Raw genomic sequence first — 23237 nt, 5'->3', positions numbered from 1 at the left:
CTTGCCTCTTTTTGGTGCAAATTGCCCCGCCAGCTGGCAGCGCTTGCGCTTTCTCCCGAATATGGAACCGATAAAACATGTCTGACATCTTCAACATTCCGGTCTTTGACGGTCACAACGATGTGCTCAATAAACTCTGGCAGCACCATCAGCCTGACGCAGTGCGGGCCTTCATGCAGGGCACCGGACGCGGTCAGATGGATCTTCCCCGTATCCGCCAGGGAAATATGGTAGGTGGGATATTTGCCACCTGGGTGCCATCTCACCCTCTGATTGCAAGAAGTGCGCCAGACCTCTCAGATTTTCCTCAGGAAATTATTGGCGCTGCGCGCGATGCCACTTTTTCGATGCTGGCGCTGCTGCTGCGAATAGAACAGGCCTCTGAAGGACAAGTGAAGATTTGCCGCAGCGTGCGCGATATTCGTGACTGCATGGCAAAGGACGTGCTGGCGGTGGTGATGCACGTGGAAGGAGCGGAAGCGCTGGATACCGATGGCGAATTGCTGGATATCCTGTATGCCAGCGGCCTGCGTACGCTGGGGCCGTTATGGAGCCGACCCAATCAGTTTGGCGAGGGCGTGCCGTTCCTCTATCCGTCTTCACCCGATGTCGGTAACGGTTTAACCGCAGCGGGTAAGCAGCTGGTGCGTGACTGTAATCAGCGCCGCATCATGGTTGATCTGTCGCACATGGATGAAAAGGGCTTCTGGCACACGGCGGAGATCGGCAATGCACCGCTGGTAGCGAGTCACTCTAATGCTCATGTGATTAGCGCCCAGTCGCGCAATCTTACCGATCGCCAACTGGCGGCGATCAAAGAAACCCACGGCTTTGTTGGCGTGAACTTCGCCGTACCTTTCCTGCGTGAAGATGGCGATCGTCATGCACCCACCACCGTGGATGCCATCGTGCAGCATGTGGAGTATCTGCTGGAAAAAGTGGGTGAAGATGGCGTGGGCTTTGGTTCCGATCTGGATGGCGCCACCATGCCGGGCGACATGAAAGATGTGGCCGGTTTTCCGCTGGTGGTGAACGCGCTGGCGGCACGCGGTTATTCGCGTGAACTGTTGGAGAAAATTTGCCACGGCAACTGGCTGCGCGTGCTCGAAGCGACCTGGGGCGAGTAATTATGCGATTACGACACATTGAAGTCTTTCAGGCGATTGTGCAGACCGGCAGCATCAGTGCGGCGGCGCGATTGCTCAATGTGTCGCAGCCGAACGTGAGTCGCGTCTTGACGCACGCCGAGCAGCAACTGGGTTTTGCCCTGTTTGAGCGTCGTGCGCAGGGCATGGTGGTCACCGCAGAAGGTCGGCGTTTACTGCCCGAAGTGGAAGATCTCTACCAGCGTTTACACTCCATCACCCAACTTACCGAGCAGTTGCGGCGCGGCGAGGGGCAAACAGTGCGTGTGGGTGCTGCACACGCTTTTGGTCAGATGGTATTAGCACCCGCACTGGTCAACTGGCGACAGCAGGCTGCATCGGTGAGTGTGGAGTTAGTGACCGAACACTTCAGCACGCTGTGTCAGATGATCATGGATAACCAGCTCGATTTCGCGCTGGTGTTTGGTCAGCAGGTGGATGCCGATCTGCTGGCGGAACCGCTGTTTCAATCCTCAATGGTGGCACTGTTGCCGCAGCATCACACCCATAACGAACCCGCCACGCTGGAGTGGTTGTGTGCCAATAACCTGTTGATGATGCAGAACCAGGACCCACTTGGGCGCGTGCTGCACCGTGCGTTGCGTGACAAAGGGCTGGACCCGGCGGTGTCGTTGTCGATCAAAACCTATTCGGTGATTGCTGATATGGTGCTGGCAGGCGGTGGCGTGGGCGTGGTGGATCTGTTTACCGCCTGCCGCTATGCCGACCAGCTAAAACTGCTGCCGGTGGCACAACCGCTGCCGTTTGAAGTGATGTTGATCAGCCGCCGCGATCAGCCGCAATCGCAGTCAACGTTGCAGCTGAAACAGGTGATTCGCAATAAGCTGTGGGAGATTGCGCGACAGTGTGAAACGCGGTTTTTTACCCGGTCGCCATGAATACCGTAATGCTTGCCACTTAAGCGCGTTTGGGTCGCCATTAATGGCGACCCTACAATGGCTTGGTGCGGTTTTCGTAGGGTGCGCATTCATGCGCACCGGGAATCAAACCCCATCGGTAATCGGTTTACGCACCAGCACCAAATACGCCAGTGCACCCACCACGGCCACGCCTGCACAAATCATCAGCGCAAGGCTAAACGATTTGGTGGTGTCCAGCACCCAGCCAGTGATCACCGGCGCGAATGAGGCGAAGACAAAGCTGGCGAAGTTCTGGATGCTGCCCACGGAAGCCGTCATACGCGCGGTGACGTTAGCGTGAATCAAGCCCCAGCACGATGTCCCGGCAAAGTGAATGCAGAACAGCGCCATGCCAATCAGCGTCACTGCACTGGTGGTGTCTGTTGCACGGGTGACGAAGGTGGTGAAGGCCGCAGACAGCAGCATGCCGCTGACAATCGATATCTTACGCACTTTCACCGCATCCATTCCACGGCGCACCAGCGCATCCACCACATAGCCGTTTAACAGCATGCCCGCCGCGCCAAACAGGAACGGAATCGCCGCCAGCAAGCCGGTGCTTTTCAGATCCAGATGGTAGGTCGATTGCAGATAACCCGGCAGCCAGGCGATGTAGAGCCACGCGGTATAGTTGATGCCGCTGAAGCCAATCATCATGCCCCACATGGTGCGCTGCTTGAACAAACCGCGCCACTCGGCAAAGCTCAGCGGCTCTTTGCGTGATGCCACGCTGCCGGCTTGCAGATAGTGAATCTCTTCACCGCTCAGCTTGCTGTTATCGCGGTTGCGATACATCAAATACCAGCCAATGGCGAGGAACATCCCGAGCACGCCGATGGTGACGAACATGCCGCGCCAGCCCATCACCAGCATCATCGCCGCCAGAATCGGTGGCGCAATCGACAGACCAATCATCGATGCCGCGTTAAACATGCCCATCGGCATGCCGCGATCTTTGATGTTGAACCAGTCGTTGATCACCTTAACGCCGCACGGGTTCATCGGCGCTTCACCGATGCCCAATCCGATGCGCACCAGCACAAACTGGGTGAAGTTATGCACCAGACCGGCAGCGGCCTGGAACAGTGACCAGACAAACATCCCCAGCGCCAGCATGATGCGCGGACCTTTACGGTCCAGCAGCGCGCCGCAGGGCAACTGTGCCAGGCCGTAGGCCAGCGAGAATGCCGACAACAGCACACCAATTTCGGTGGCGGATAAGCCCAGTTCTCCACGAATGGTCATGTTTGCCACTGACAGCGAGCTACGATCGAGATAGTTGATGATGGCAGCAAACAGCAGCAGCAACATGGCGGTCAGCTGAATCTTCTTAATGCGCGGTGAGCGCACCACATCGCCGCGTGCCGGGACAAAGTCTTGTCCATCGGCGACGGATGTTGGCGCAGCGTCACGGCCACGTGCAGATGTATTTTCCATTGCAACCTCCCAGGTCTGGGGTCTTATCGTTATCGAGGGTTGGGGTCCTGCGGCAGCGAAACGGTGCTGCCACAACGGATTGCTTTGGAGACTAGAAGTAAACCGGTTGGGATGTTGCGAGGATGTTTCAGATTCGTGCGGGCGCTTCAGAATTGTGGTTTTTAATCGGTTTTTAATTGTACTGACGAATGCAGCGGATCATCGATGACTTCGCCGTACCAAGATGGTTATGTAACGCGCACAAAGCTTCGACATCCCGGCGGCTGATTAGCGCGGTCAGAATAGCCATATGTTCCTCCAGTGCCACGATGTTACGCTGTTTTAAATCTGTTTCATCCCATTGATAATGCGAATGAAAAATCACGGAGATGATCTCCAGTGACTGATTGAAGAACGGATTATTAGCCGCTGACAGAATCAGCGTATGCATCTCTTTATCCAACGCGGCAAAGTGGCGGTAGTTACTGGCGATGGTGTCACGCATGGCACGGTGGCGATCTAACAGGTCGCGCGCCTGAATCCAGCGCTCATCACTGGAGGGTAGGTTGAGAAAGCGGGTAAGTGCATGTGTTTCCAGCATTTCACGCAGTTCGAACAGGTTCTCAGCGTATAGTTGATCAAACTTTTTCATGCGCCAATGGCCGCGCTTGACCAGTTCCAGCAGATCGTAACGCATAAACCGCAGCAGAAACTCGCGCACCACCACAGGACTGGTTTTCACCTGTTGCGCCAACTGCAACTCGCTAAAGCTATCGCCGGGCATGAGTTGGCGTTGATTGATCAGATTAAAAAACGTCTGTTCAAACTGTCGCGCTTGCTGGTCAATCGGAGGCGTTAATGCACTAAAGCCATCCTGTTCGCTGGGATCGCGCACGATAACGTAGGTTTCCTCAACCTTATCCAGCACGCCGCGCTCATGCAGATGCTGCAAGGTATGGCGCACGGTGGTACGGCTGATATTGAACATTTCAGCCAGCGCAGCCTGCGGTGGCAGCGGAGAACGGATGTGGCGTTTGGCGATGCCTTCCAGCATTTGATTGATCACGTTCTGGCGTAAATTCAGGCTTCGGCTCATGCGATTCTCCGGTTTTTTATTTATTAAAAACCACACAAAGCCCAAAAAAATTGGCCTGCCTCACAGATCGGGATGTGCAAAAAGCGGATATCAGCGATTTTCGCCATAACTGCGACATCAGCACAGGAGAATCCCATGACAACAATGAAAACTCTGGTGGTTGCCGAACCACGCAAAATGGTGTGGCAGCAGCGAGAGAAACCGACAGCGGCCGCCCAGGAGGCTGTGATTAAACCGATCGCCGCCGGGATTTGCGGCACCGATATTCATGCCTGGGCGGGTAACCAGCCGTTCTTTAGCTATCCACGCGTGCTGGGCCATGAGCTGTGTGGCGAAGTGGTGGAACTGGGCAGTCGGGTAACGGGTTTCCAGGTTGGCCAGCGCGTGGCGCTCATTCCTTATGTTTCATGCCAGCAGTGCGATGCATGCCTGAGTGGGAAGACCAACTGCTGCGAAAATATTTCGGTGATTGGCGTACATCAGGATGGAGGCTTCTGCGAGTTCCTTAGCGTACCCGCCAGCAACCTGTTAGCTGTTGATGATGTAGAGCCGGAAGCGGCGGCACTGATCGAGCCTTTTGCCATCAGTGCACATGCGGTAAGACGTGCGGCGGTGGCAGCGGATGAGCAGGTGTTGGTGGTCGGAGCCGGGCCGATTGGTCTGGGTGTCGCGGCAATAGCGGCTGCGGCGGGTGCCCAGGTAGTGGTGGCCGATACCAGCGAACCGCGACGCGCGCATGTCACAGACAAACTGGGGCTCGCGACCCTCAACCCGATGGCCGAGGATTTCGAAGCCACGTTGCGTGCGGAGTTTGGTGGACGTCTGGCAGCGAAAGTGATTGATGCTACTGGCAATCCAGCGGCGATGAACGGTGCGGTGAAGCTGATTCGTCATGGCGGCACCATTGTGTTTGTCGGCTTGCATAAAGGCGATTTGGTGATTCCTGACATTGAGTTCCACAAACGTGAAACAACGTTAATGGGCAGCCGCAATGCCACGCACGAAGATTTCGCCAAAGTCGGTGAACTGATGGCTTCGGGTCAGCTACGCGCCGACATTATGCTCAATCGGCATTATGATTTTTCTACTTTGGCTGAGAATTTTGAGGCAGAGGTGATTAACAATCGTGAGCTGATCAAAGGTGTGATTCATTTTGCGAGGTAGTCGGTGCGGTTAACTGCGCGCCAATGCGGGCCAGAGCACCTCTGCAGCTGCCGGGCCGTCCTCGCGCCGCTGACGCGGTGCCTTCGGCTTGCACGTCGTGCCTACGGACCGTTCGGGTAAGGCCATCCAGGCCAACCCGAACTGCCAGTCGCATCCCTGCGTCTGGCTCCTGGCCCAACGTAAAAGCCTCCGCGCTGCGGATAGCCCTTGCAGCAGCAGAGGCGCTCTGGCCTCAACCATCGTGTCGTTTTTGACAACACGCACTGAAAGTTCAGAGCAGCCAGCCCCGGAACGGTACCAGACTGCGTTATCACCCGGCGCTTAACGGGCAAGCATTACGCCATTGATAGCGACCATCAATCTCATGCCCGCAATGTGGCAAAAAAGTGTTCTCGCACCGCTTCAGCATCCACGCCGAGGCACAAGCGCTGTGGGCGGAGTCCGGCAAACGGATCTTCACGTGAGGCGAGGGCGCTGAGACGCCGTACTGTTTGGCCACGACTGATGCCTTCCGTTATCACGCGCACTGGTGCTTCGGTCACGGTGAACGCCTGCGGCAATGCCAGCCAGGAAAGTGTCAAGGTGTCATGCAGCGCCATGCCATCAAACCCTTCTTTTTGCAGGCTGTAGGCCAGATAAGGACGGCAGATGGCGCTCAATACCGGTTGATTTAACTGCCGCACTTCATCGCCGGTAATCAGCACCTTGTGCGTCACATCCAGCGGGAGTACCACCACCGGCAGCGCCGAGGCCAGCACCTGATCGGCAGCATGCGGATCTTTCCAGATATTGAACTCGGCAAACGGTGAGACGTTACCGGAATGGCCGTCAGTGCCAAAGGCACCGCCCATGATCACTAACTCTTTCATTAGTGGAATGATATCCGGCGCCTGATTGATGGCGCTGGCGATATTGGTCAGCGGACCAATCGCCACGATGGTGATGGCATGAGGCTGCGCGCGCACGCTATCAATAATGAACTGCACCGCGCTGGGTGCTTCTTCACTGTGTGAGTTCTCGAACGCATCACCCAATCCATCCAGACCGTGCAGCGTGGCGGGTGCCGAAGGGGCCAACGCCAGCGGACGCGAGCAGCCGCGATACACCGATGCTTCAATCCCCATCATTTCGCAGAACAGCCGGGCATTTTTCACCGCCTGGCCCACCGCCACATTACCGAATACCGTGGTGATGCCCAACAGCTGCTGAGTCTTAGCCGCATAGGCCAGCGCAAAAGCGTCATCCACGCCAATATCAGTGTCAAAAATCAGGGTACGCATCGGGATCTCCAATTTTGTATAAATGGAAGTGAAGCAAAAATATCAAGATGATGAATGTGCTATAAACGCGAAAATTAATCAGGAATATGCATGATAATAAAATCGCTGATATTCATTGCGCCATCTGGTCAAGGCCAGCGTTACCAGGAACACTGTGCTTTACTCACCTTACTTGCTCTCTCAGAGAAAGATAAAGCAGCAAATACGGGAATGACGCGAGAAGAGTTGTTGAAAGACCTTATCCAGGTCACGACGGATTAGCCCTCCGATATTGTCACCCCCGCTGCGCCAGCGTATTATCGTCCCCCTAAGGTGATGGCGTGCCACCTTCCCCAACCGCCGTTCTGGAAACAGACGGCTGATGACGCCTGACAACACTCGTATCCCTGCGCGGGAGACGGCGGTGTGTCAGGCGTTTTTCTGTCCTGCCGCGGCCCTGCGCGTAACTCATTTCAGGAGCTCCAAAAGTATGTTGAAGTCGTTACTGGCTGTTGTGCTCGGTGGTGCCGTGGGCTGCACGCTGCGCTGGCTCATCTCGATTCGCTTTAATGCACTGTTCCCTAATCTGCCGCCGGGCACCTTGATGGTGAACCTGATCGGTGGATTTATTATCGGTGGCGCCATGGCGTGGCTGATGAAAAATCCTCACCTCGATCCCGCATGGAAGCTGCTGATTATCACCGGCTTCTGCGGGGGCCTCACCACCTTCTCGGCCTTTTCCGCAGAGATCATGGTGATGCTGCAATCCGGTAAATATCTGTGGGCAATGTCGAGCGTCATGGTTCACGTAGTGGGGTCTGTGCTGATGACCTTCGCCGGCTTTGCGGTGGTGAATCTGCTGGGATAAAAGCCCTGCGCATCACGGGCTTGAAATAACGCCTAAGAGGTAGATACTGGTCGCTGTTCTGTTTGCGTGACAAGCAGAACCTGTCACCGATTTATCCGGACGATTAGGGAGCCCGTTGATGCGAAGTAACCCCAAATTCCTTAACCTGGTGTTGTTAAACGGTGAACCTGAGCAGAAACTGCGCGCGGCCCGTGCCGCCGGTTTCGATCAGGTCGAAATCTGGCGGGATGATGTGGAGGCCAGTACGCCGCAGCTGGCCCAAGAGTTAAACCTGGGATTTACCAATGTTCAGGTACTGCGCGACTTTACCGGCAGCCCTGACCGCGAACGTTTACAGAAGCGTGAAGAGCTGCGGCAGTTTATCCAGATTGCGCAGTCTATCGGTTGCAACACCATTCAGGCACCGGCCACCACGCGTGAAGATTGCGTGGCGGAGCGCATCGATGAAGATCTGCGTTGGATGGCCTCGGAAGCCGCGCGCTATAACATGCGCATCATGTACGAACCCATGGCGTGGTGCAGCGTAGATAATACGCTGCCGCTGGCGTGGGAACGATTGCAGCGTCTGGACCAGCCGAATATTGGACTGGTGGTCGATCTGTTCCACATCTGTGCTTTAGGCGGTGATGCCTCGCAGCTGGATGGCATTCCTGCCGATCGTATCTATGAAGTGCAGCTGTGTGATATGGCAGAGATGCCGCCGCAAGAGAGGGGCGCGCTGAGCGATTTTGCGCGTCACCAGCGCTTATTGCCCGGTGACGGCATTATTGAAGTGGATCGCTTTGTCGATAAGCTAAAAAGCGCCAGCTATCGTGGCCCGGTCGGCATTGAAGTGTTTAACGATGGGCTGAAAGCGCAACCGCCGGAAGTGGCCGCGCAACAAGCCTGGCGCGCATTGAATCGCTACTGGCCTTAGTCCTGCAAACACTGGGCAATGAATGCGGCTGCCTGCATCGCACCCTGTGACGAAATGGTGTGGCCGGTAGCGGCTTCATAGCGCGCTTCCACCGTGACGCCTGCCGCCTGCAGACGCGCTACCGCAGATTCACTCTCGCTAAACGGAATCACATCATCCACTTTGCCGTGAATCAGCAGGGCCGGGGTCTGCGGGTTGGGTGTTAATGCACCCTCAAAAGACAACCGGCCGGAAAACGCCACCACGCCCGCCAGCGGATAACGGCCAGATGCCAGTGCATCCAGCGCCATGATCGAACCCTGAGAAAAGCCCACCAGAATGACTTTATCCCAGGAATCCGCCATACCGTGCTGCGCCATCAGTTGTTGCAGTGTTTCATCAAACGCCTCGCGGGCTTGACGCACGCGAGCCGGACGATTTTCTGGGGTAATGCCCGTCAGGCTAAACCACTGATAACCCATCGCATGTTCAAATGGATAGGGCGCGTTCGGCGAGGCAAAAGCCACATCCGGCAGCAGGCTGGCCCAGTGCTGGCCGAGTACCGCCAGATCGTCGCCATTACTGCCCACCCCATGTAAAAAAATCACTAATGCTTTTGCCATCTTCCTGCTCCTTATAAACCATAATCCGCCATATCCGGGCCTACCGGCACAATCCCATTCGGGTTCAGCGCCTTAATCGAATAGTAACCCTGTTTGATATGGTCGATGTTCACTGTCTGACGCACACCTGAAACTGCCAGCATACTCTTCAGATAGCGATCGAGCAGCGGATAGTCGCGCAGACGGCGCAGGTTGCATTTGAACAGGCCATGATAGGCAACGTCAAAACGCACCAGCGTCACGAACAAACGGATATCGGCTTCAGTCAGGCGCTCGCCGAGCAGGAAGGTACGGCCATCTTTCATACGCTGTTCAAGTTCGTCTAACTGGCTGAACACATCATTAAACGCCTGCTGATAGCTCACCTGCGTAGTGGCAAAACCAGTGCGATACACGCCGTTGTTAAGACGTGGATAGATCGATGCGTTGATCGCGTCGATCTCAGCACGCAGATCCTCTGGATAAAGATCGAGGCTGTTGTCTGCCAGATCGCCAAACCCGCTGTTGAGCATACGCAGGATGTCAGCAGATTCGTTGTTCACAATGGTCTGCGTCTTTTTATCCCACAGTACTGGCACGGTCGCGCGGCCGGTAAAGTCAGCATCGGCGCGGGTATATAACTCATGGATGTATTCGGCTTTATTGAGCCAGTCACGATCAGCACCCGGATAATCACCAAAATGCCAGCCTTGTGCACCCAATTGCGGCTCGACCACCGAGACGCTGATGACGTTTTCCAGCCCTTTCAGGCTGCGCGCCACCAGCGTGCGTGAAGCCCACGGGCAAATCAGCGCCACATACAGATGATAGCGATCCGGCTCGGCGGCAAATTCGCTGGAGCCGTCTGCGGTAATCCAGTGGCGAAAACTGGACGTCTGACGGACAAATCCGCCCTGTTTATCGGTGGCTTGAACCGGATGCCACTCTGCGCTCCACTTACCATTAACCAACATATGCTCGACTCCTCTCTGGTGATGGAGTGAGCATACCGCGCTGCTGGTTAGGTGATAATCCGGGCAAAATGGCTTTCATTGCTTCCAAATTGGAAGGAATCAGCCGGGAGGATGCTGCTGGAAATGATCGGCGAGGAAATCAATCAGTAAGCGAGTTTTCTGCGCCAGATGGCGGGCGGGAGGATAGAGGGCAAACAGCCCCATCGGCGGCGTGGCGAAGTTTTCCAGCAGCGAGACGATTTCACCGCGTTGCAACGCCGGTGCGGCAATAAAACCCGGCAGACGGGCGATACCCAATCCGGCAATCGCTGCCTGCAAACAAGCTTCGGTATTGGAGAAACACAAGCGGCCACGAATCGGCATGCTGACACTGTCGCCGCAGGGTGTAACAAATGGCCAGTGCCAGGGATCGCGGAAGTTGGTGTCGCTAATACATTGATGCGTCGCGAGGTCACGCCAGTGCTGCGGTGTGCTGTGTTGCAGTAGATAGCCCGGCGAGGCCGCCACGCGAATCGGCACATCGCCCAGACGACGTGCAATCAGACTGCTGTCATCCAGCTTGCCAATGCGAATCGCCATATCGAAGCCCTCATCGACGATGTTCACTGCACGATCGGAGAAGTTAACATCCAGTTCAATGAGCGGATAGTGACGTGCAAACGCCACGAGTACGCTGGCGAGCACCGCGGTACCAAAGGTGCCGGGCGCGCTGATTTTTAAGCGCCCCGTCGGCGTGGTGGCGTTTTCTCGCACCGTGGCATCCAGCGTGTCGAACGCCTCCAGCAGCGTTTTCACGCGTTCGTAATAGGCACGACCCACTTCCGTGGGTGACAGTGCACGCGTGCTGCGTTTAAACAACTGCACGCCCAGTTCTTGTTCCAGCCGGGAAACCAGCTTGGACGCCTGCCCGCTGCTGGTGCCAAGGCGCTCGGCGGCACCAGCAAAACTGCCGACTTCCAGCACAGCGACAAACATGCGGTCACAATCGAGGCGATCCATGGCGGTTCCTGAGGTGAAAAGGGTGAGTATACGTGATTGGGCGGGATTTCTGTTTATCGCGTGCGCTCAATGTAATCGTTGCCATAAATTGCGATATTGCAGGAACGAAGGATGTGTCTTTATGCGCACCTCACCGAACAATGCCGCTATACATTCAGTGCGCCGCATCTTTTCCCGCGCAGCAAAACCTGTTGAACTAGCACCTTGCCTTTAGCTGGCCGGGAGCCATGCATGTCTTTGCTTCATCTGTCATCGCTGGCGGAGATTTCCGCCCTCGAATGGGATGCGCTGTTACCTGACGATCAACCGTTTCTACGCCATGCCTTTCTGCTCACGCTGGAAGAGAGCGGCAGCGTGCGGCCGGAAAACGGCTGGCAACCGGATCACTTACTGTGGCGGGAAAAGGGCGTGCTCAGCGCCGCGCTGCCGGGCTATCGCAAACGCAATTCGCAAGGTGAATACGTATTCGATCATGCGTGGGCCGATGCCTGCCACCGCGCCGGCATTCAATACTATCCAAAATGGCTGGGTGCGATCCCGTTTAGCCCGGTCACCGGTGCGCGTTTATTGGGTGAAGGAGCCGCTATCAGCCAACTGCTCGCGGCGTTGCCTGATGAACTGGTACAGCATGGCCTGAGCGGTGCACATATCAATTTCACCACGCCGTTCGCCAACGATGTGATGGAACAGCAGCCCGACTGGCTCGCGCGTCTCGGCATCCAGTATCACTGGCATAATAAAGGCTACCGCGATTTTCAGGACTTCCTCGACACGCTGATGTCACGCAAACGTAAACAGCTGCGTAAAGAGCGGGAGCAGGTGCAAAGCAGCGGCTTTGAGTTCAACTGGTATCGTGGTGACGAACTCAGCGAAGATCAGTGGGATTTCGTCTACACCTGCTACGCCAACACCTATGCGGTACGTGGTCAGCGTCCTTACCTCACCCGGCAATTCTTTAGCCTGCTGGCCGAACGCATGCCGCGCTCGATTCGCGTAGTCATGGCCACGCTGCAGGGCCATCCGGCCGCCATGGCGTTCTATCTGGTGGATGGCAATTCGCTGTACGGGCGTTACTGGGGCTGTCTGGCAGAGTTTGACAGTCTGCACTTTGAAACCTGCTTTTATCAGGGCATGGATTTCGCCATTGCCGAAGGATTACAGCGTTTTGATGCCGGTGCGCAGGGCGAGCACAAACTGGTGCGCGGCTTCGAACCGCAGATTACCCATTCATGGCACTACCTGTGCCATCCGGGATTGCGTGAAGCCGTAGAAGAGTACTTAGTGCAGGAACGGGCAGGGATTCGCGCCTATGCCATTGAGGCGCGCGAAGCCCTGCCGTATCGACGCGGAGATTAATCTTCGCCGACAAAACCACCGGTCTGATGCTGCCACAGACGCGCGTAGAGTCCATTATGCGCCAGCAGTTCGCGGTGATTGCCCATCTCAACAATCTCGCCTTTATCCAGCACCACCAGTCGGTCCATTTTGGCGATAGTTGAGAGGCGGTGCGCAATGGCAATCACCGTTTTGCCTTGCATCAGCGTTTCCAGGCTCTCCTGAATCGCCGCTTCTACCTCAGAATCGAGTGCGGAAGTCGCCTCATCCATGATCAGAATGGGTGCATCTTTCAATAGCACGCGGGCGATGGCGATACGCTGACGCTGACCGCCCGACAGTTTCACTCCGCGCTCACCCACATGTGCATCCAACCCGGTGCGGCCCTGTGGATCGGACAGCAGCGGAATGAACTCGTCGGCACGGGCGCGAATAATCGCCGCCTGTAGTTCATCTTCCGTGGCGTTCGGTCGCCCGTACAACAGGTTTTCTCGAATCGAACGATGCAGCAGTGAGGTGTCCTGAGTAATCATGCCAATCTGGCCGCGCAGACTCTCTTGCGTCACTTCGGCGATGTTGTGATCGTCAATCAGGATACGCCCGCCGTTGATGTCGTACAGTCGCAGCAGCAGGTTCACCATTGTTGATTTACCCGCGCCGGATGGCCCAATCAAACCGATTTTTTCACCCGGTTTGATATTCAGGTTGAGGCGATTGATCACCTGGCGGCTGCCGCCGTAATCAAAGCGTACATCTTCAAATCGAATCTGCCCGCTCGTCACCTGCAGGTTTTTCGCCTGCGGTTCATCCTGCACACTCAGCGGCTGCGCGATGGTGTTCAATCCATCCTGCACCATGCCGATGTTTTCAAAGATGCCGTTCACCACCCACATAATCCAGCCGGACATGTTCACCAGGCGAATCACCAGGCCGGTGGCTAATGCAATCGCACCGACGCTGATCAGCGACTGGCTCCACAGCCACAGTGCCAGCCCGGAAGTGCTGACAATCAACAGGCCATTCAGCGTCGACAGCGTGATATCCATGGTGGTGACCATGCGGCTGGCGTGCTGGGTTTTGTCGGTTTGCTCCTGAATCGCTTCGCGCGCGTAGCGCTTTTCCAAATCGTTGTGCGCGAACAGTTTGATGGTGGCGATGTTGGTGTAGCCATCGACTATGGTGCCCATCAATTTAGAACGCGCTTCTGAAGAAACCACTGAACGCTGCTTTACGCGCGGCACAAAGAAGCTCAGCGACACGCTATAGGCAACGATCCAGATAATCAGCGGAATCATCAAACGCCAGTCGGCTTCGGCGAACAGCACCAGTGACGTCACGGCGTAAATCACCACATGCCAGATGGCATCCACCAGCTGCACTGCGGAATCGCGCAGGGAATTACCGGTCTGCATAATGCGCTGAGCGATGCGCCCGGCGAAATCGTTCTGGAAGAAGTTCAGGCTCTGACGCAGCACGTAGTTGTGGTGCTGCCAACGGATCATGCTGGTCATGCTCGGGTTAATGCTTTGATGCACCAGCATATCGTGCAGCGCAATAATCACCGGCCGCAGAATCAGCGCGACAAAACCCATCCATAGCAGCACCTGCCAGTTGTCGGTGAACAGCGTGGCGGGCGTTGAGTGATTCACTAAATCGATGATGCGGCTGAGGTAGCTGAACAGCGCCACTTCAATCAGCGCCTGCGCTAATCCCACAATCAGCAGGGCGACAAAGCTCGGCCACACCTGACGCAGATAATAGAGGTAAAACGGCCAGACGCTGGAAGGGGGAGAATCGGTTGGTGCATCCTGGAAAATATTGATAAAACGTTCAAAACGACGATACAACATACAGTCACTCTTTCCGTTTGGTAAGAGTTAACAGCTTAGTGCAATTGAAAGGGATTACCGACATGGATCTGATCATTCGCGGTCGCGAACCAACCGATGCGGCCGCATACCAACGCCTTTACAGCTACCCTGAGGTCTATCGCTGGACCACGCAGCTGCCGTTTCCCAGTGTGCAAACCTGGCAGAAAAAATTCGAGAACATGGACGCGGCAGGCTATATCGGCTTTGTGGCCGAAATTGATGGCCAGATGGTGGGCGAGCTAACGCTGTTTGTTGAGCAGCGGCCGCGCACGCGCCACAGCATCAGTTTTGGTATCAGCGTCGATCCGGCGTTTGGCGGGCGGGGCATCGGTGAGAAACTGATTCGTAACGCCATGGATTATGCCTTTAACTGGCTCGGCGTGGTGCGTATTGAGCTGGAAGCGTTTCACGATAACGAACGAGCGCTGCGCCTCTATCAGCGCCTGGGTTTTGAGCAGGAAGGGGTGAAACGCAAAGCCTGTCTGCGTGAGGGCGAGTATCACGACATCGTGGTGATGGCGAAACTGCGCGATTAAGTGACGTGCGGGCTTTGATCAGGCGCGCATAAAGGCGTCATTAAGGCTTGTGCGGTATTTGGCCAGGTGCGCATAAATGCGTCATTAAAGCTTGTGCGGTATTTGGGCAGGTGTGCATAAATGCGTCATTAAGGCTTGTGCGATATTTGGCCAGGTGCGCATAAATGCGCACCCTACGGAGGGGATGAGGGGTTCGTAGGGTCGCCATTTATGGCGACCGTGCAAACGTTACTGACTCTTCTCCACGTACTTCTGCATGTTCTCTTTGGTCACCAGCTCGAACGGGATCCAGACGTGTGAATCCACTTTCTCGCCTTTAATCAGCTTCTGCGCCACATCCACCGAGGCTTTACCCTGACCAATCGCATCCTGGAACACGGTGACCTGCATTTTATCCTGCGCCATGGCTTTCAGACCATCCGGCGTGGCATCGATCCCGCCGACCAGAATCTTCTTGTTGCTCTTCGCCAGCGCCATCGCAGCACCAATCGCCATTTCATCGTTGTTAGCGGCGACGATATCAATCGCCTCGCCGTTACCGATCCAGTTGAGCATCAGATCCATGCCTTCATTACGTGCATAGTTGGCCGGCTGCTTCTGCACCACTTTCATGCCCGGATATTTCGCCACCACCTGCTCCACATCTTTGGTGCGTTGCAGCGCGCCCGCATCAGTCAGATTACCGATCATGATCGCCACATTGCCTTTGTAGTTGGCCATTTTCGCCAGGGCTTCCATTTGCAACGTGCCGGACTCGCGCTCATCCGAACCGACAAACACCACGCCCGTGGGCAGCGTTTTGTCGCCTGGCGTGCGGTTGACATACACCAGCGGGATTTTTGCCTGCTGCGCCAGCCTGGTCAGCTGCGGCGTGCTGGCGGAATCCACCGGGTCGACGATGATGGCGTCAACGCCCGCCCCGATAAAGCTCTGCACCTGATCGGTCTGACGGCCAACGTCGCCGCGCGCATCTTCAAATTGCACATCGAGTCCGCGCTCCTTGGCCTCTTTATCAATCGACTGGCGAATAATGGTTAAAAAGTTCTGATCGAAATACGCCATTGATACGCCGATTTTCTCTGCCAAAGCGGAGGCAGAACTGGACAGCAGGCCAAGCAACAGTATCGCCTTGAGGGTTTTCATCGCGGACTCCAGGGTAAGCTTGTTATTAGAATGAATGTTTCAATGAGAGTTAAAATGGCTCAATGAAATCATTTTCAGACTACGAGGCGGTAAGGACCCTGACAATCAACATGTATGGATTTTGCAGCTAAGCGCACATTTTGCTCGCGGGTGCATCATGCTGGCGGCCTCATGTGACGAGCCGGTGGATGATGATTTGCAGGCTCATAGTGATGTTGCGAAGGTTTTTCTCAGAGCTGGCGCACATTCCGGCGTAAAAGCATCGGCTTATTTAAGGTTCTGTGCAGCGCCGCACCCTGCTTTGTGGCAGATGCCAAAACGGACGCAAAATTACCGCAAGGATTCCTCCATTCGCACAATGACCACCTCACATCTGGCTCTCTATAGTTGCTGAACAGTGAAATTTAAGCGGTATTCCTGAACATCATCGCTTCGGAGCAGGACGCTCCTTCATCAAGGGGTTCAGCCATGTTACTAAGCAAAAACCGCAATGAGAACAGCCATGTGCGTATCTGGATCCTCTGCCTGATCCTGTTTCTGTCCGTGGTGGCGTATGCCGATCGTTCGATCTTGTCGATCTCCGGATCGGCGATCAAAGAGGAGTTTGGTCTGTCGGCGATCCAGCTGGGCCTGATCCTCTCGGCGTTTAGCTGGGCGTATGTGATCGGTCAGATCCCCGGTGGGATATTCCTTGACCGCTTCGGCACTAAAAAAGTCTACGGCGTGACGCTGGCGCTGTGGTCGGTTTCTACCATTTTAATGGGCTTTATTGGCGAATTTTCCAACGGCATGACCATGGCGCTGGTGTTGATGTTTGCGCTGCGCTTCGCGCTCGGCCTGATTGAAGCGCCGAGTTTTCCGGCCAATGCCCGTGCGGTAATCATGTGGTTCCCCGGCGCCGAACGTGGCCGAGCCTCATCGCTGTTTGCCTCAGCGCAGTATTTTGCCGTTGCCATCTTCTCGCCGCTCTCCGGCTGGCTGGTGTCTCGCTTCGGTTGGGAGTGGCCGTTCTTTGTGCTGGGTGGCATTGGCGTGCTGGCGGTGTTTGTGTGGGGTTGGTATATGCGCAGCCCAAAACAGCATCCGCATGTGTCAGCCGCAGAGTTGAAATATATTGAGGAGGGGGGTGCGCTGGTGGATATCGATTCAGCGCAAACGCTGAAAGCCCGCCCACCGCTGAGCAAAGCGATGTTCAAGACCTTGCTCAGCAATCGCATGCTGTGGTGCGCCTATATCGGGCAGTACTGCATCATTGCGCTCAGCTACTTCTTTATCACCTGGTTCCCGATTTACCTGGTGCAGGCACGCGGCATGAACATCATGGAAGCGGGCTTTGCCACCATTGCACCGGCGCTGTTTGGCTTCCTTGGTGGCATCAGCGGCGGTTACATCTCTGACAAATTGCTGGCTAACGGCTGGAGCCTGTCGTGGGGGCGCAAAACGCCCTATATCGTCGGCATGCTGATGGCCGCCTCGCTGATTCTGGCAGCCGTGATCCCGACCAATGCCGGCATTATCGCCATTATGTCGTTTGCCTTCTTTGGCAAAGGCGTAGCGGCGGGCGCGGGAACCTGGACGATTGTTAGCGATACCGCACCGAAAGAAGCTGTGGGTCTGGCGGGCGCGATCTTTAATGGTATCGGGAATATGGCCGGATTTATCACGCCACTGCTGTTTGGCATCATCGTTGGTGTGACCGGTAGCTACAGTATTGGATTGGTGTTCGTTGGCGCGCATTGCATTGTCGCGGCGCTGCTGTTCCTGCTTGTCATGGGCCCGATTGAACGTGTCGGCGACGAGCAGGATTCGTCTGCAACATCCTACGAAACTCAGGGGAAACAAGATGGGATCAAAGCCGTTTAACGTGCTGCTGAAAGGGCCGCTGTTGCCGCAGCGGCTGCAGGATAATCTCGACGCGCATTTCACTACCTCGCGCCTGTGGCAGCAGGAAGACCAGGCGGCCTGGCTGGCAGAACACGGTGCCAGCATCGATGCACTGGTGACCAGCGGTAATGCGCTAATGGGTGCCAATGCAGAATTGCTGGCGCGTTTGCCCAATCTGAAAGTGATTTGCAGTAATGGTGTCGGCTACGACGCCATTGATATCGCGGCTGCCGAAGCGCGTGGCATTGTGGTGACTAACACGCCAGGCGTGCTCAACAGTTGCGTGGCCGATACCGGCATGGCGCTGCTGCTGGATGTGGCGCGCCGCATCAGCGCATCGGATCGTTATGTGCGCGCCGGTAACTGGCAAACGAAAGGACGTTATCCGCTGACAACGAAAGTCGGCGGGAAAGTGTGCGGAATTGTGGGGCTAGGCGGTATTGGTAAACAGTTGGCGAAGCGCGCGCAGGCGTTTGATATGGAAGTGCATTTTTACAACCCGCGCTCGCGCCCGGATGTGCCTTACACGCGACATGACTCGCTGCTATCACTGGCAAAGCAGGCGGATTTCCTGGTATTGACGCTGCCGGGTGGCGCATCGACGCATCACCTGGTCAATGCTGAGGTGCTGCGTGCGCTGGGGCCACAAGGTTTTTTGATTAACATTGCGCGCGGCAGCGTGGTGGATGAGCAGGCGTTGATTGCGGCGCTTGAAGTCGGTGAGATTGCGGGTGCCGGTTTGGATGTGTTCGAGCACGAACCGGCGGTGCCTGCCGCACTGCTAAAGCGTGATGATGTGGTGATCACTCCGCATCTCGCCAGCAGCACCCATGAAACCATGGCCGCGATGGCGGATCTGGTGTTTGAAAACCTGCTGGCGTTCTCGCAGGGTGAAGCGGTATTGACGCGGGTGGTATAGCTTCTGCTGCATGATAAATAGCGCCGTTACCGATGCATACAGGCAAACGTAGCGGCTGCACAATGCTAAGTTGCTCACAGTTCATATGAAGTTTTCTTGAATCTCAAAATAATTTTGTAATCTCGCTAGAATACTTCATAATATGTTAAATATTGCACTTTGATATTGTGCATTTCGGCGTTAACTTGCCTGCCTGATTTAATTTTCAGGCAGGGAAGCATATGAAGGGTGCAATTAGACATTTTCGGGATGATTGGCTTGAGCAATTTTTTATTTATGCCTTACCACACAGGTGCCTCCCCAAAACAATTGAATCCGCGCTCGCGCGTAAGCTCGATATCATCAATGCCGCTAAAACGCATCGTGACCTGCGCTCGCCGCCCGGAAATCGTTTTGAAGCCCTGAAGCCTCCTTTGCTGGGGTATTACTCCATCCGAGTTAATGAGCAATATCGACTCATATTTCGCTGGATGAATGGCGAAGCCAGCGATCTTTATCTCGATCCGCATTCTTATAAAAACCACCGATAACCACTGCTTGTGGTCGAAAATTACCAGCAAAGAGACACAAAAATGAATCAGGCAAAACGTAAGCCCACCAGTGTTGGTGATGTGCTGCAGTATGAGTTCCTCGAACCCCTTCATCTCAAAGTGAATGATTTAGCTGAGATGCTGAATGTGCACAGGAACACCGCCAGTGCGATGGTCAATAACAATCGCAAACTGACTACAGAAATGGCATACCGTTTAGCGGCCGTTTTTGATACTTCCGTTGATTTCTGGCTCAACCTCCAGCGTTATCAGGACCAATGGGAAGTTGAAAATGATGCCCGCACGCAGGAAGAGTTAAGCCGTGTCATCCCGCTAAGCACTTTTATGGCACAGCGCGGTATGCAGGTTGCCTGACGAGTTATAACCCTAAACCCATACAGAAAAGCGTAGCGGCGCAATTTATTGCGTATCTGTCAGCAGCTCTGCGGCTGTAAACACGTACGATGAATAGTGCCGCCACCGCTCGCTGAGTTTTTTGTCCATCCATCTACTGAACGGTCGCTCGAGATATGAGCGATAAATCACACCGCGAAAGATCGCACAAATCACTCCTGAAGAATATTTGCTCAGCTGCCGATACCTCTCCTTACCATCCACTGATATTAAGGAGCGATATCGTGATAAAGCTGATTAACGTTGACGAACTGCGGCAGGGAATGTTCATCCACAAACTCGAGGTTTGGTGGCTCAAGGACAAACGCATTCGCAACCAAATGCTGATCACCGATAAACGCCAGATCGCGATGATCCGCAACGAAGGGATCCAGCAAATCTGGATCGATCTCGATAAGTCGGTGCAGGCACCTGCAAAGCCTGCGCCGAAAAAAGCCATTCCGCAAACCCCCTTTTTTAAAGAGCTGGACCAGGCGCAAACCATCTTTAATCAGGGCAAGCCGCAGGTACTGGCGATGTTTAACGAAGCCCGTATGGGGCAGGGGCTGGATCTCGACTATACGATGGATCTGGTGGACGATATTGCCGGGTCGATTACCCGTGAACCGACGGCACTGCTTAGCGTGGCGCGGCTGAAAAATCACGACGATTACACCTATTTGCACTCCATGGCAGTGTGCGGTTTGATGATCTCGTTGGGTAAAAAAATGGGGCTTGATGAGCACCAGCAGCGGCGTGTAGGCATGGGCGGATTGCTCCATGATGTGGGGAAATCGGCGGTGCCGCTTGAAATCCTCAACAAACCCGGCAAGCTCACTGAAGAAGAGTTTACCGTTATGCGTCAGCACCCGATTGTTGGTGCGCAGATGCTCATGGAGGCCGATGCGGGCGAAGACCTGCTGGATATCGCGCTGCATCATCATGAGAAATTTGACGGTAGTGGTTATCCGCATGGCCAGAAAGGGGAAGAGATCTCGCTGTTTTCCCGCATGGCCGCGGTGTGCGATGTCTATGATGCTGTCACCTCTAATCGTCCTTACCGCAAAGGCTGGACGCCCGCCGAAGCGATGCACAACATGCTGAGCTGGCGCGGCCATTTCGATAACACGCTATTGCACGCCTTTGTGCGCACCATTGGCATTTATCCAGTGGGATCGCTGGTGCGACTCGCGTCTGGGCGCGTAGCGCTGGTGGTGCAGGCTGGCGAAAAATCATTGCTGAAACCCAAAGTGCATGTGTTCTGGTCTTTACACGCGCAACGTGAAGTGAAACCTGAAGAGCTGGATCTCGGGGATTCGTTCTGCACCGACAGTATCACGGGGGCCGAAGACAATAGCCTGTGGCAGAACATCGACCTCAATCGTATCTGGGCACTGGAAACCGCCTAATTCGACTGCATTTTTATACTTTCTTTACGCCGGATTCCCGCCTTTTTACCCCTTCTTTATGCCGCGCCGCGCATGCTTGCAGCACTACCAAATCCTCTGGAGGTTGCTGTGAGCGTGGGCGTGATTACCGGCATCGTGCTGGTGTTTATCTTGTTGGGCTACCTGATTTATGCCCTGCTTAATGCGGAGGCATTCTGATGGCTGCGAATGCGTTTTTACTGATTGCGGTGTTCCTGCTGGTGCTGATGGTGCTGGCACAACCGCTGGGACGTTTTCTTGCGGTGCTGGTGGCCGACAAACCGCTGCTGCCACGAACCGAGCGGGCGCTGTGGCGGCTGGCGGGCGTAGAAAACGGCGCGATGCGCTGGCCGCACTATCTGCTGGCGATTCTGCTGTTCAATGCGCTGGGTTTCTTGTTGCTACTGGCAATTTTGATGCTGCAAGGATCGTTGCCACTGAACCCGCAACACCTGCCTAATCTGAGCTGGGATCTGGCGCTGAACACCGCCATCAGTTTTGTCACTAACACCAACTGGCAAGCCTACGCCGGCGAAAGCACGGTGAGCTACTTTAGCCAGATGGCGGGCCTCACGGTGCAAAACTTCTTGTCGGCGGCGACCGGTATCGCGGTGGCCTTTGCGCTGATTCGTGGGTTTGCCAATCGCTCACTGGCTACGCTGGGTAACGCCTGGCGCGACCTGACGCGCATCACCGTCTATGTATTATTACCGATCAGCCTGTTGATGGCGCTGTTCTTCGTTTATCAGGGCAGCATCCAGACGTTTGAGCCATACCACGCACTCACCACGCTGGAAGGGGCACAGCAAACGCTGCCGCTCGGTCCGGTGGCCTCGCAGGAAGCGATTAAAATGCTGGGCACTAACGGTGGGGGCTTCTTCAACGTTAACTCGGCCCATCCGTTTGAGAATCCGACCGCGCTGACCAACTTTGTGCAGATGCTGAGTATCTTCCTGCTCCCCGCTGCGCTGTGTTTCACCTTTGGTCAGCATCTGGGCGACCGTCGTCAGGGCCATATGCTGCTGTGGGCGATGACCATCATGTTTGTGCTGGCAGTGGTGACCGTGATGTGGGCGGAGCTGCGCGGCAACCCGCACTTCCTGACGTTGGGGGCGGACAGCGCCATCAACATGGAAGGCAAAGAGACGCGCTTTGGCATCCTCAACTCCAGCCTGTTTGCGGTAATCACCACCGCTGCGTCGTGTGGCGCGGTGAACGCCATGCATGATTCCTTCACCGCGCTCGGCGGAATGGTGCCGATGTGGCTGATGCAGCTGGGAGAAGTGGTGTTCGGCGGCGTAGGTGCTGGGTTGTACGGCATGCTGCTGTTTGTGCTGCTCGGCGTATTTATTGCCGGTCTGATGATTGGTCGCACACCTGAGTACATGGGTAAAAAGATCGACGTGTGGGAGATGAAAATGACCGCACTGGCGATTCTGGTGACGCCGACCTTGGTGCTACTGGGAACTGCACTGGCAATGATGACCGATGCAGGCCGCGCTGGTATGGCTAACCCCGGCATTCACGGCTTCAGTGAAGTGCTGTATGCCGTCTCATCGGCGGCGAACAACAACGGCAGTGCCTTTGCCGGCTTAAGCGCTAACACGCCGTTCTGGAACCTGTTACTGGCCTTCTGCATGTTGATCGGACGCTTCGGCATCATCATCCCGGTGATGGCGATTGCCGGTTCGCTGGCGGTGAAGAAAATCCAGCCGGTGGGCAACGGTACGCTGCCGACCCACGGCCCACTGTTTATCGCGCTGCTGATTGGCACCGTGTTGCTGGTGGGGGCGTTGACCTTTATCCCCGCGCTGGCGCTCGGCCCAGTGGCGGAACATCTGCAATTAATTCAGGGATAACG

At 55.5% G+C, this 23237-nt stretch carries 22 protein-coding genes and 1 riboswitch; of the genes, 14 read left to right on the top strand and 8 right to left on the bottom strand.

Going from position 1 to position 23237, the window contains the following annotated elements:
• Positions 1-77 precede the first annotated feature (77 nt).
• The gene (locus tag IAE30_RS15650; protein WP_200680345.1) at positions 78-1127 is read left to right on the top strand and encodes a dipeptidase; all 1050 of its coding nucleotides are present in this window, start codon (positions 78-80) and stop codon (positions 1125-1127) included.
• 2 nt (positions 1128-1129) lie between these two features.
• The gene (locus IAE30_RS15645; RefSeq protein ID WP_038644186.1) at positions 1130-2044 is read left to right on the top strand and encodes a LysR family transcriptional regulator; all 915 of its coding nucleotides are present in this window, start codon (positions 1130-1132) and stop codon (positions 2042-2044) included.
• A 105-nt stretch (positions 2045-2149) separates the two neighbouring features.
• Here IAE30_RS15645 and IAE30_RS15640 read toward each other — a convergent pair whose 3' ends face one another.
• Together IAE30_RS15640 and IAE30_RS15635 are read right to left on the bottom strand one after the other, a co-directional pair.
• Positions 2150-3502 carry an MFS transporter gene (locus tag IAE30_RS15640; RefSeq protein WP_038644188.1) on the bottom strand — a complete coding sequence of 451 codons (1353 nt, stop codon included), beginning with the start codon at positions 3500-3502 and terminating at the stop codon, positions 2150-2152.
• Between the two features lie 172 nt (positions 3503-3674).
• Positions 3675-4577 (bottom strand): GntR family transcriptional regulator, encoded by a 903-nt coding sequence (locus tag IAE30_RS15635; protein ID WP_200680344.1) that lies wholly within the window; start codon positions 4575-4577, stop codon positions 3675-3677.
• Positions 4578-4712: 135 nt separating this feature from the next.
• Between IAE30_RS15635 and IAE30_RS15630 the strand changes: the two genes are divergently transcribed.
• The gene (locus tag IAE30_RS15630) at positions 4713-5741 is read left to right on the top strand and encodes a zinc-binding alcohol dehydrogenase family protein (protein WP_200680343.1); all 1029 of its coding nucleotides are present in this window, start codon (positions 4713-4715) and stop codon (positions 5739-5741) included.
• Between the two features lie 362 nt (positions 5742-6103).
• Here the strand turns inward: IAE30_RS15630 and IAE30_RS15625 are convergent, their stop codons facing one another.
• Entirely contained in the window at positions 6104-7021 is a 918-nt protein-coding gene (locus IAE30_RS15625; RefSeq protein ID WP_200680342.1) for a nucleoside hydrolase, read from the bottom strand.
• Positions 7022-7323: 302 nt separating this feature from the next.
• A riboswitch (Fluoride riboswitch) is annotated at positions 7324-7399 on the top strand.
• A gap of 91 nt (positions 7400-7490) precedes the next feature.
• Here IAE30_RS15625 and crcB point away from each other — a divergent pair.
• Both crcB and IAE30_RS15615 read left to right on the top strand, forming a co-directional pair.
• Positions 7491-7868 carry a fluoride efflux transporter CrcB gene (gene crcB, locus IAE30_RS15620; protein ID WP_038644194.1) on the top strand — a complete coding sequence of 126 codons (378 nt, stop codon included), beginning with the start codon at positions 7491-7493 and terminating at the stop codon, positions 7866-7868.
• Positions 7869-7986: 118 nt separating this feature from the next.
• Positions 7987-8784, top strand: a complete 798-nt coding sequence (locus tag IAE30_RS15615; RefSeq protein WP_200680341.1) for a sugar phosphate isomerase/epimerase — start codon at positions 7987-7989, stop codon at positions 8782-8784.
• Here IAE30_RS15615 and IAE30_RS15610 read toward each other — a convergent pair.
• The 3 genes from IAE30_RS15610 to IAE30_RS15600 form a co-directional block, all read right to left on the bottom strand.
• On the bottom strand, positions 8781-9386 hold the full coding sequence (locus tag IAE30_RS15610; RefSeq protein WP_200680340.1) for an alpha/beta hydrolase: 606 nt from the start codon (positions 9384-9386) through the stop codon (positions 8781-8783). The genes IAE30_RS15615 and IAE30_RS15610 overlap by 4 nt on opposite strands.
• 11 nt (positions 9387-9397) lie before the next feature.
• A complete protein-coding gene (locus tag IAE30_RS15605) occupies positions 9398-10339 on the bottom strand; it encodes a glutathione S-transferase family protein (protein ID WP_200680338.1) in 942 nt (313 codons plus the stop codon).
• Positions 10340-10438: 99 nt separating this feature from the next.
• Positions 10439-11338, bottom strand: a complete 900-nt coding sequence (locus IAE30_RS15600; protein ID WP_038644200.1) for a LysR family transcriptional regulator — start codon at positions 11336-11338, stop codon at positions 10439-10441.
• Between the two features lie 231 nt (positions 11339-11569).
• On the opposite strand from IAE30_RS15600, the gene IAE30_RS15595 reads away from it, so the two are divergent.
• Positions 11570-12694, top strand: coding sequence for a GNAT family N-acetyltransferase (locus IAE30_RS15595; protein WP_200680336.1), 1125 nt, complete (start codon positions 11570-11572; stop codon positions 12692-12694).
• On the opposite strand, the gene IAE30_RS15590 is transcribed toward IAE30_RS15595, so the two are convergent.
• Positions 12691-14523: an ABC transporter ATP-binding protein gene (locus IAE30_RS15590; RefSeq protein ID WP_038644202.1), complete on the bottom strand. Its 1833-nt coding sequence runs from the start codon at positions 14521-14523 to the stop codon at positions 12691-12693. The genes IAE30_RS15595 and IAE30_RS15590 overlap by 4 nt on opposite strands.
• 62 nt (positions 14524-14585) lie before the next feature.
• Between IAE30_RS15590 and IAE30_RS15585 the strand changes: the two genes are divergently transcribed.
• Entirely contained in the window at positions 14586-15080 is a 495-nt protein-coding gene (locus tag IAE30_RS15585) for a GNAT family N-acetyltransferase (RefSeq protein ID WP_200680335.1), read from the top strand.
• Between the two features lie 228 nt (positions 15081-15308).
• Here IAE30_RS15585 and IAE30_RS15580 read toward each other — a convergent pair whose 3' ends face one another.
• Positions 15309-16223, bottom strand: coding sequence for a sugar ABC transporter substrate-binding protein (locus IAE30_RS15580; protein WP_200680334.1), 915 nt, complete (start codon positions 16221-16223; stop codon positions 15309-15311).
• 468 nt (positions 16224-16691) lie between these two features.
• Between IAE30_RS15580 and IAE30_RS15575 the strand changes: the two genes are divergently transcribed.
• From IAE30_RS15575 to kdpA, 7 genes are all read left to right on the top strand, one after another.
• Positions 16692-18086: an MFS transporter gene (locus IAE30_RS15575; protein ID WP_200680333.1), complete on the top strand. Its 1395-nt coding sequence runs from the start codon at positions 16692-16694 to the stop codon at positions 18084-18086.
• Positions 18067-19026, top strand: a complete 960-nt coding sequence (locus tag IAE30_RS15570) for a 2-hydroxyacid dehydrogenase (RefSeq protein WP_045832207.1) — start codon at positions 18067-18069, stop codon at positions 19024-19026. The genes IAE30_RS15575 and IAE30_RS15570 overlap by 20 nt, the downstream gene beginning before the upstream one ends.
• Positions 19027-19247: 221 nt before the next feature.
• A complete protein-coding gene (locus tag IAE30_RS15565; protein ID WP_071845581.1) occupies positions 19248-19556 on the top strand; it encodes a type II toxin-antitoxin system RelE/ParE family toxin in 309 nt (102 codons plus the stop codon).
• Positions 19557-19598: 42 nt separating this feature from the next.
• On the top strand, positions 19599-19931 hold the full coding sequence (locus IAE30_RS15560; RefSeq protein WP_038644208.1) for a HigA family addiction module antitoxin: 333 nt from the start codon (positions 19599-19601) through the stop codon (positions 19929-19931).
• Between the two features lie 263 nt (positions 19932-20194).
• On the top strand, positions 20195-21358 hold the full coding sequence (locus tag IAE30_RS15555) for an HD-GYP domain-containing protein (RefSeq protein ID WP_038644209.1): 1164 nt from the start codon (positions 20195-20197) through the stop codon (positions 21356-21358).
• 108 nt (positions 21359-21466) lie between these two features.
• Positions 21467-21556, top strand: a complete 90-nt coding sequence (gene kdpF, locus IAE30_RS15550; protein WP_064511346.1) for a K(+)-transporting ATPase subunit F — start codon at positions 21467-21469, stop codon at positions 21554-21556.
• Positions 21556-23235: a potassium-transporting ATPase subunit KdpA gene (kdpA, locus tag IAE30_RS15545; protein WP_038644210.1), complete on the top strand. Its 1680-nt coding sequence runs from the start codon at positions 21556-21558 to the stop codon at positions 23233-23235. Before kdpF ends, kdpA begins: the two co-directional genes overlap by 1 nt.
• Positions 23236-23237: the final 2 nt, after the last annotated feature.

Source organism: Pantoea sp. S61, from assembly GCF_016625145.1.
Lineage (GTDB): Bacteria > Pseudomonadota > Gammaproteobacteria > Enterobacterales > Enterobacteriaceae > Pantoea > Pantoea rwandensis_B.
The sequence above is the reverse complement of the archived record's forward strand: the minus strand, read 5'-3'. Positions and strand labels throughout refer to the sequence as shown.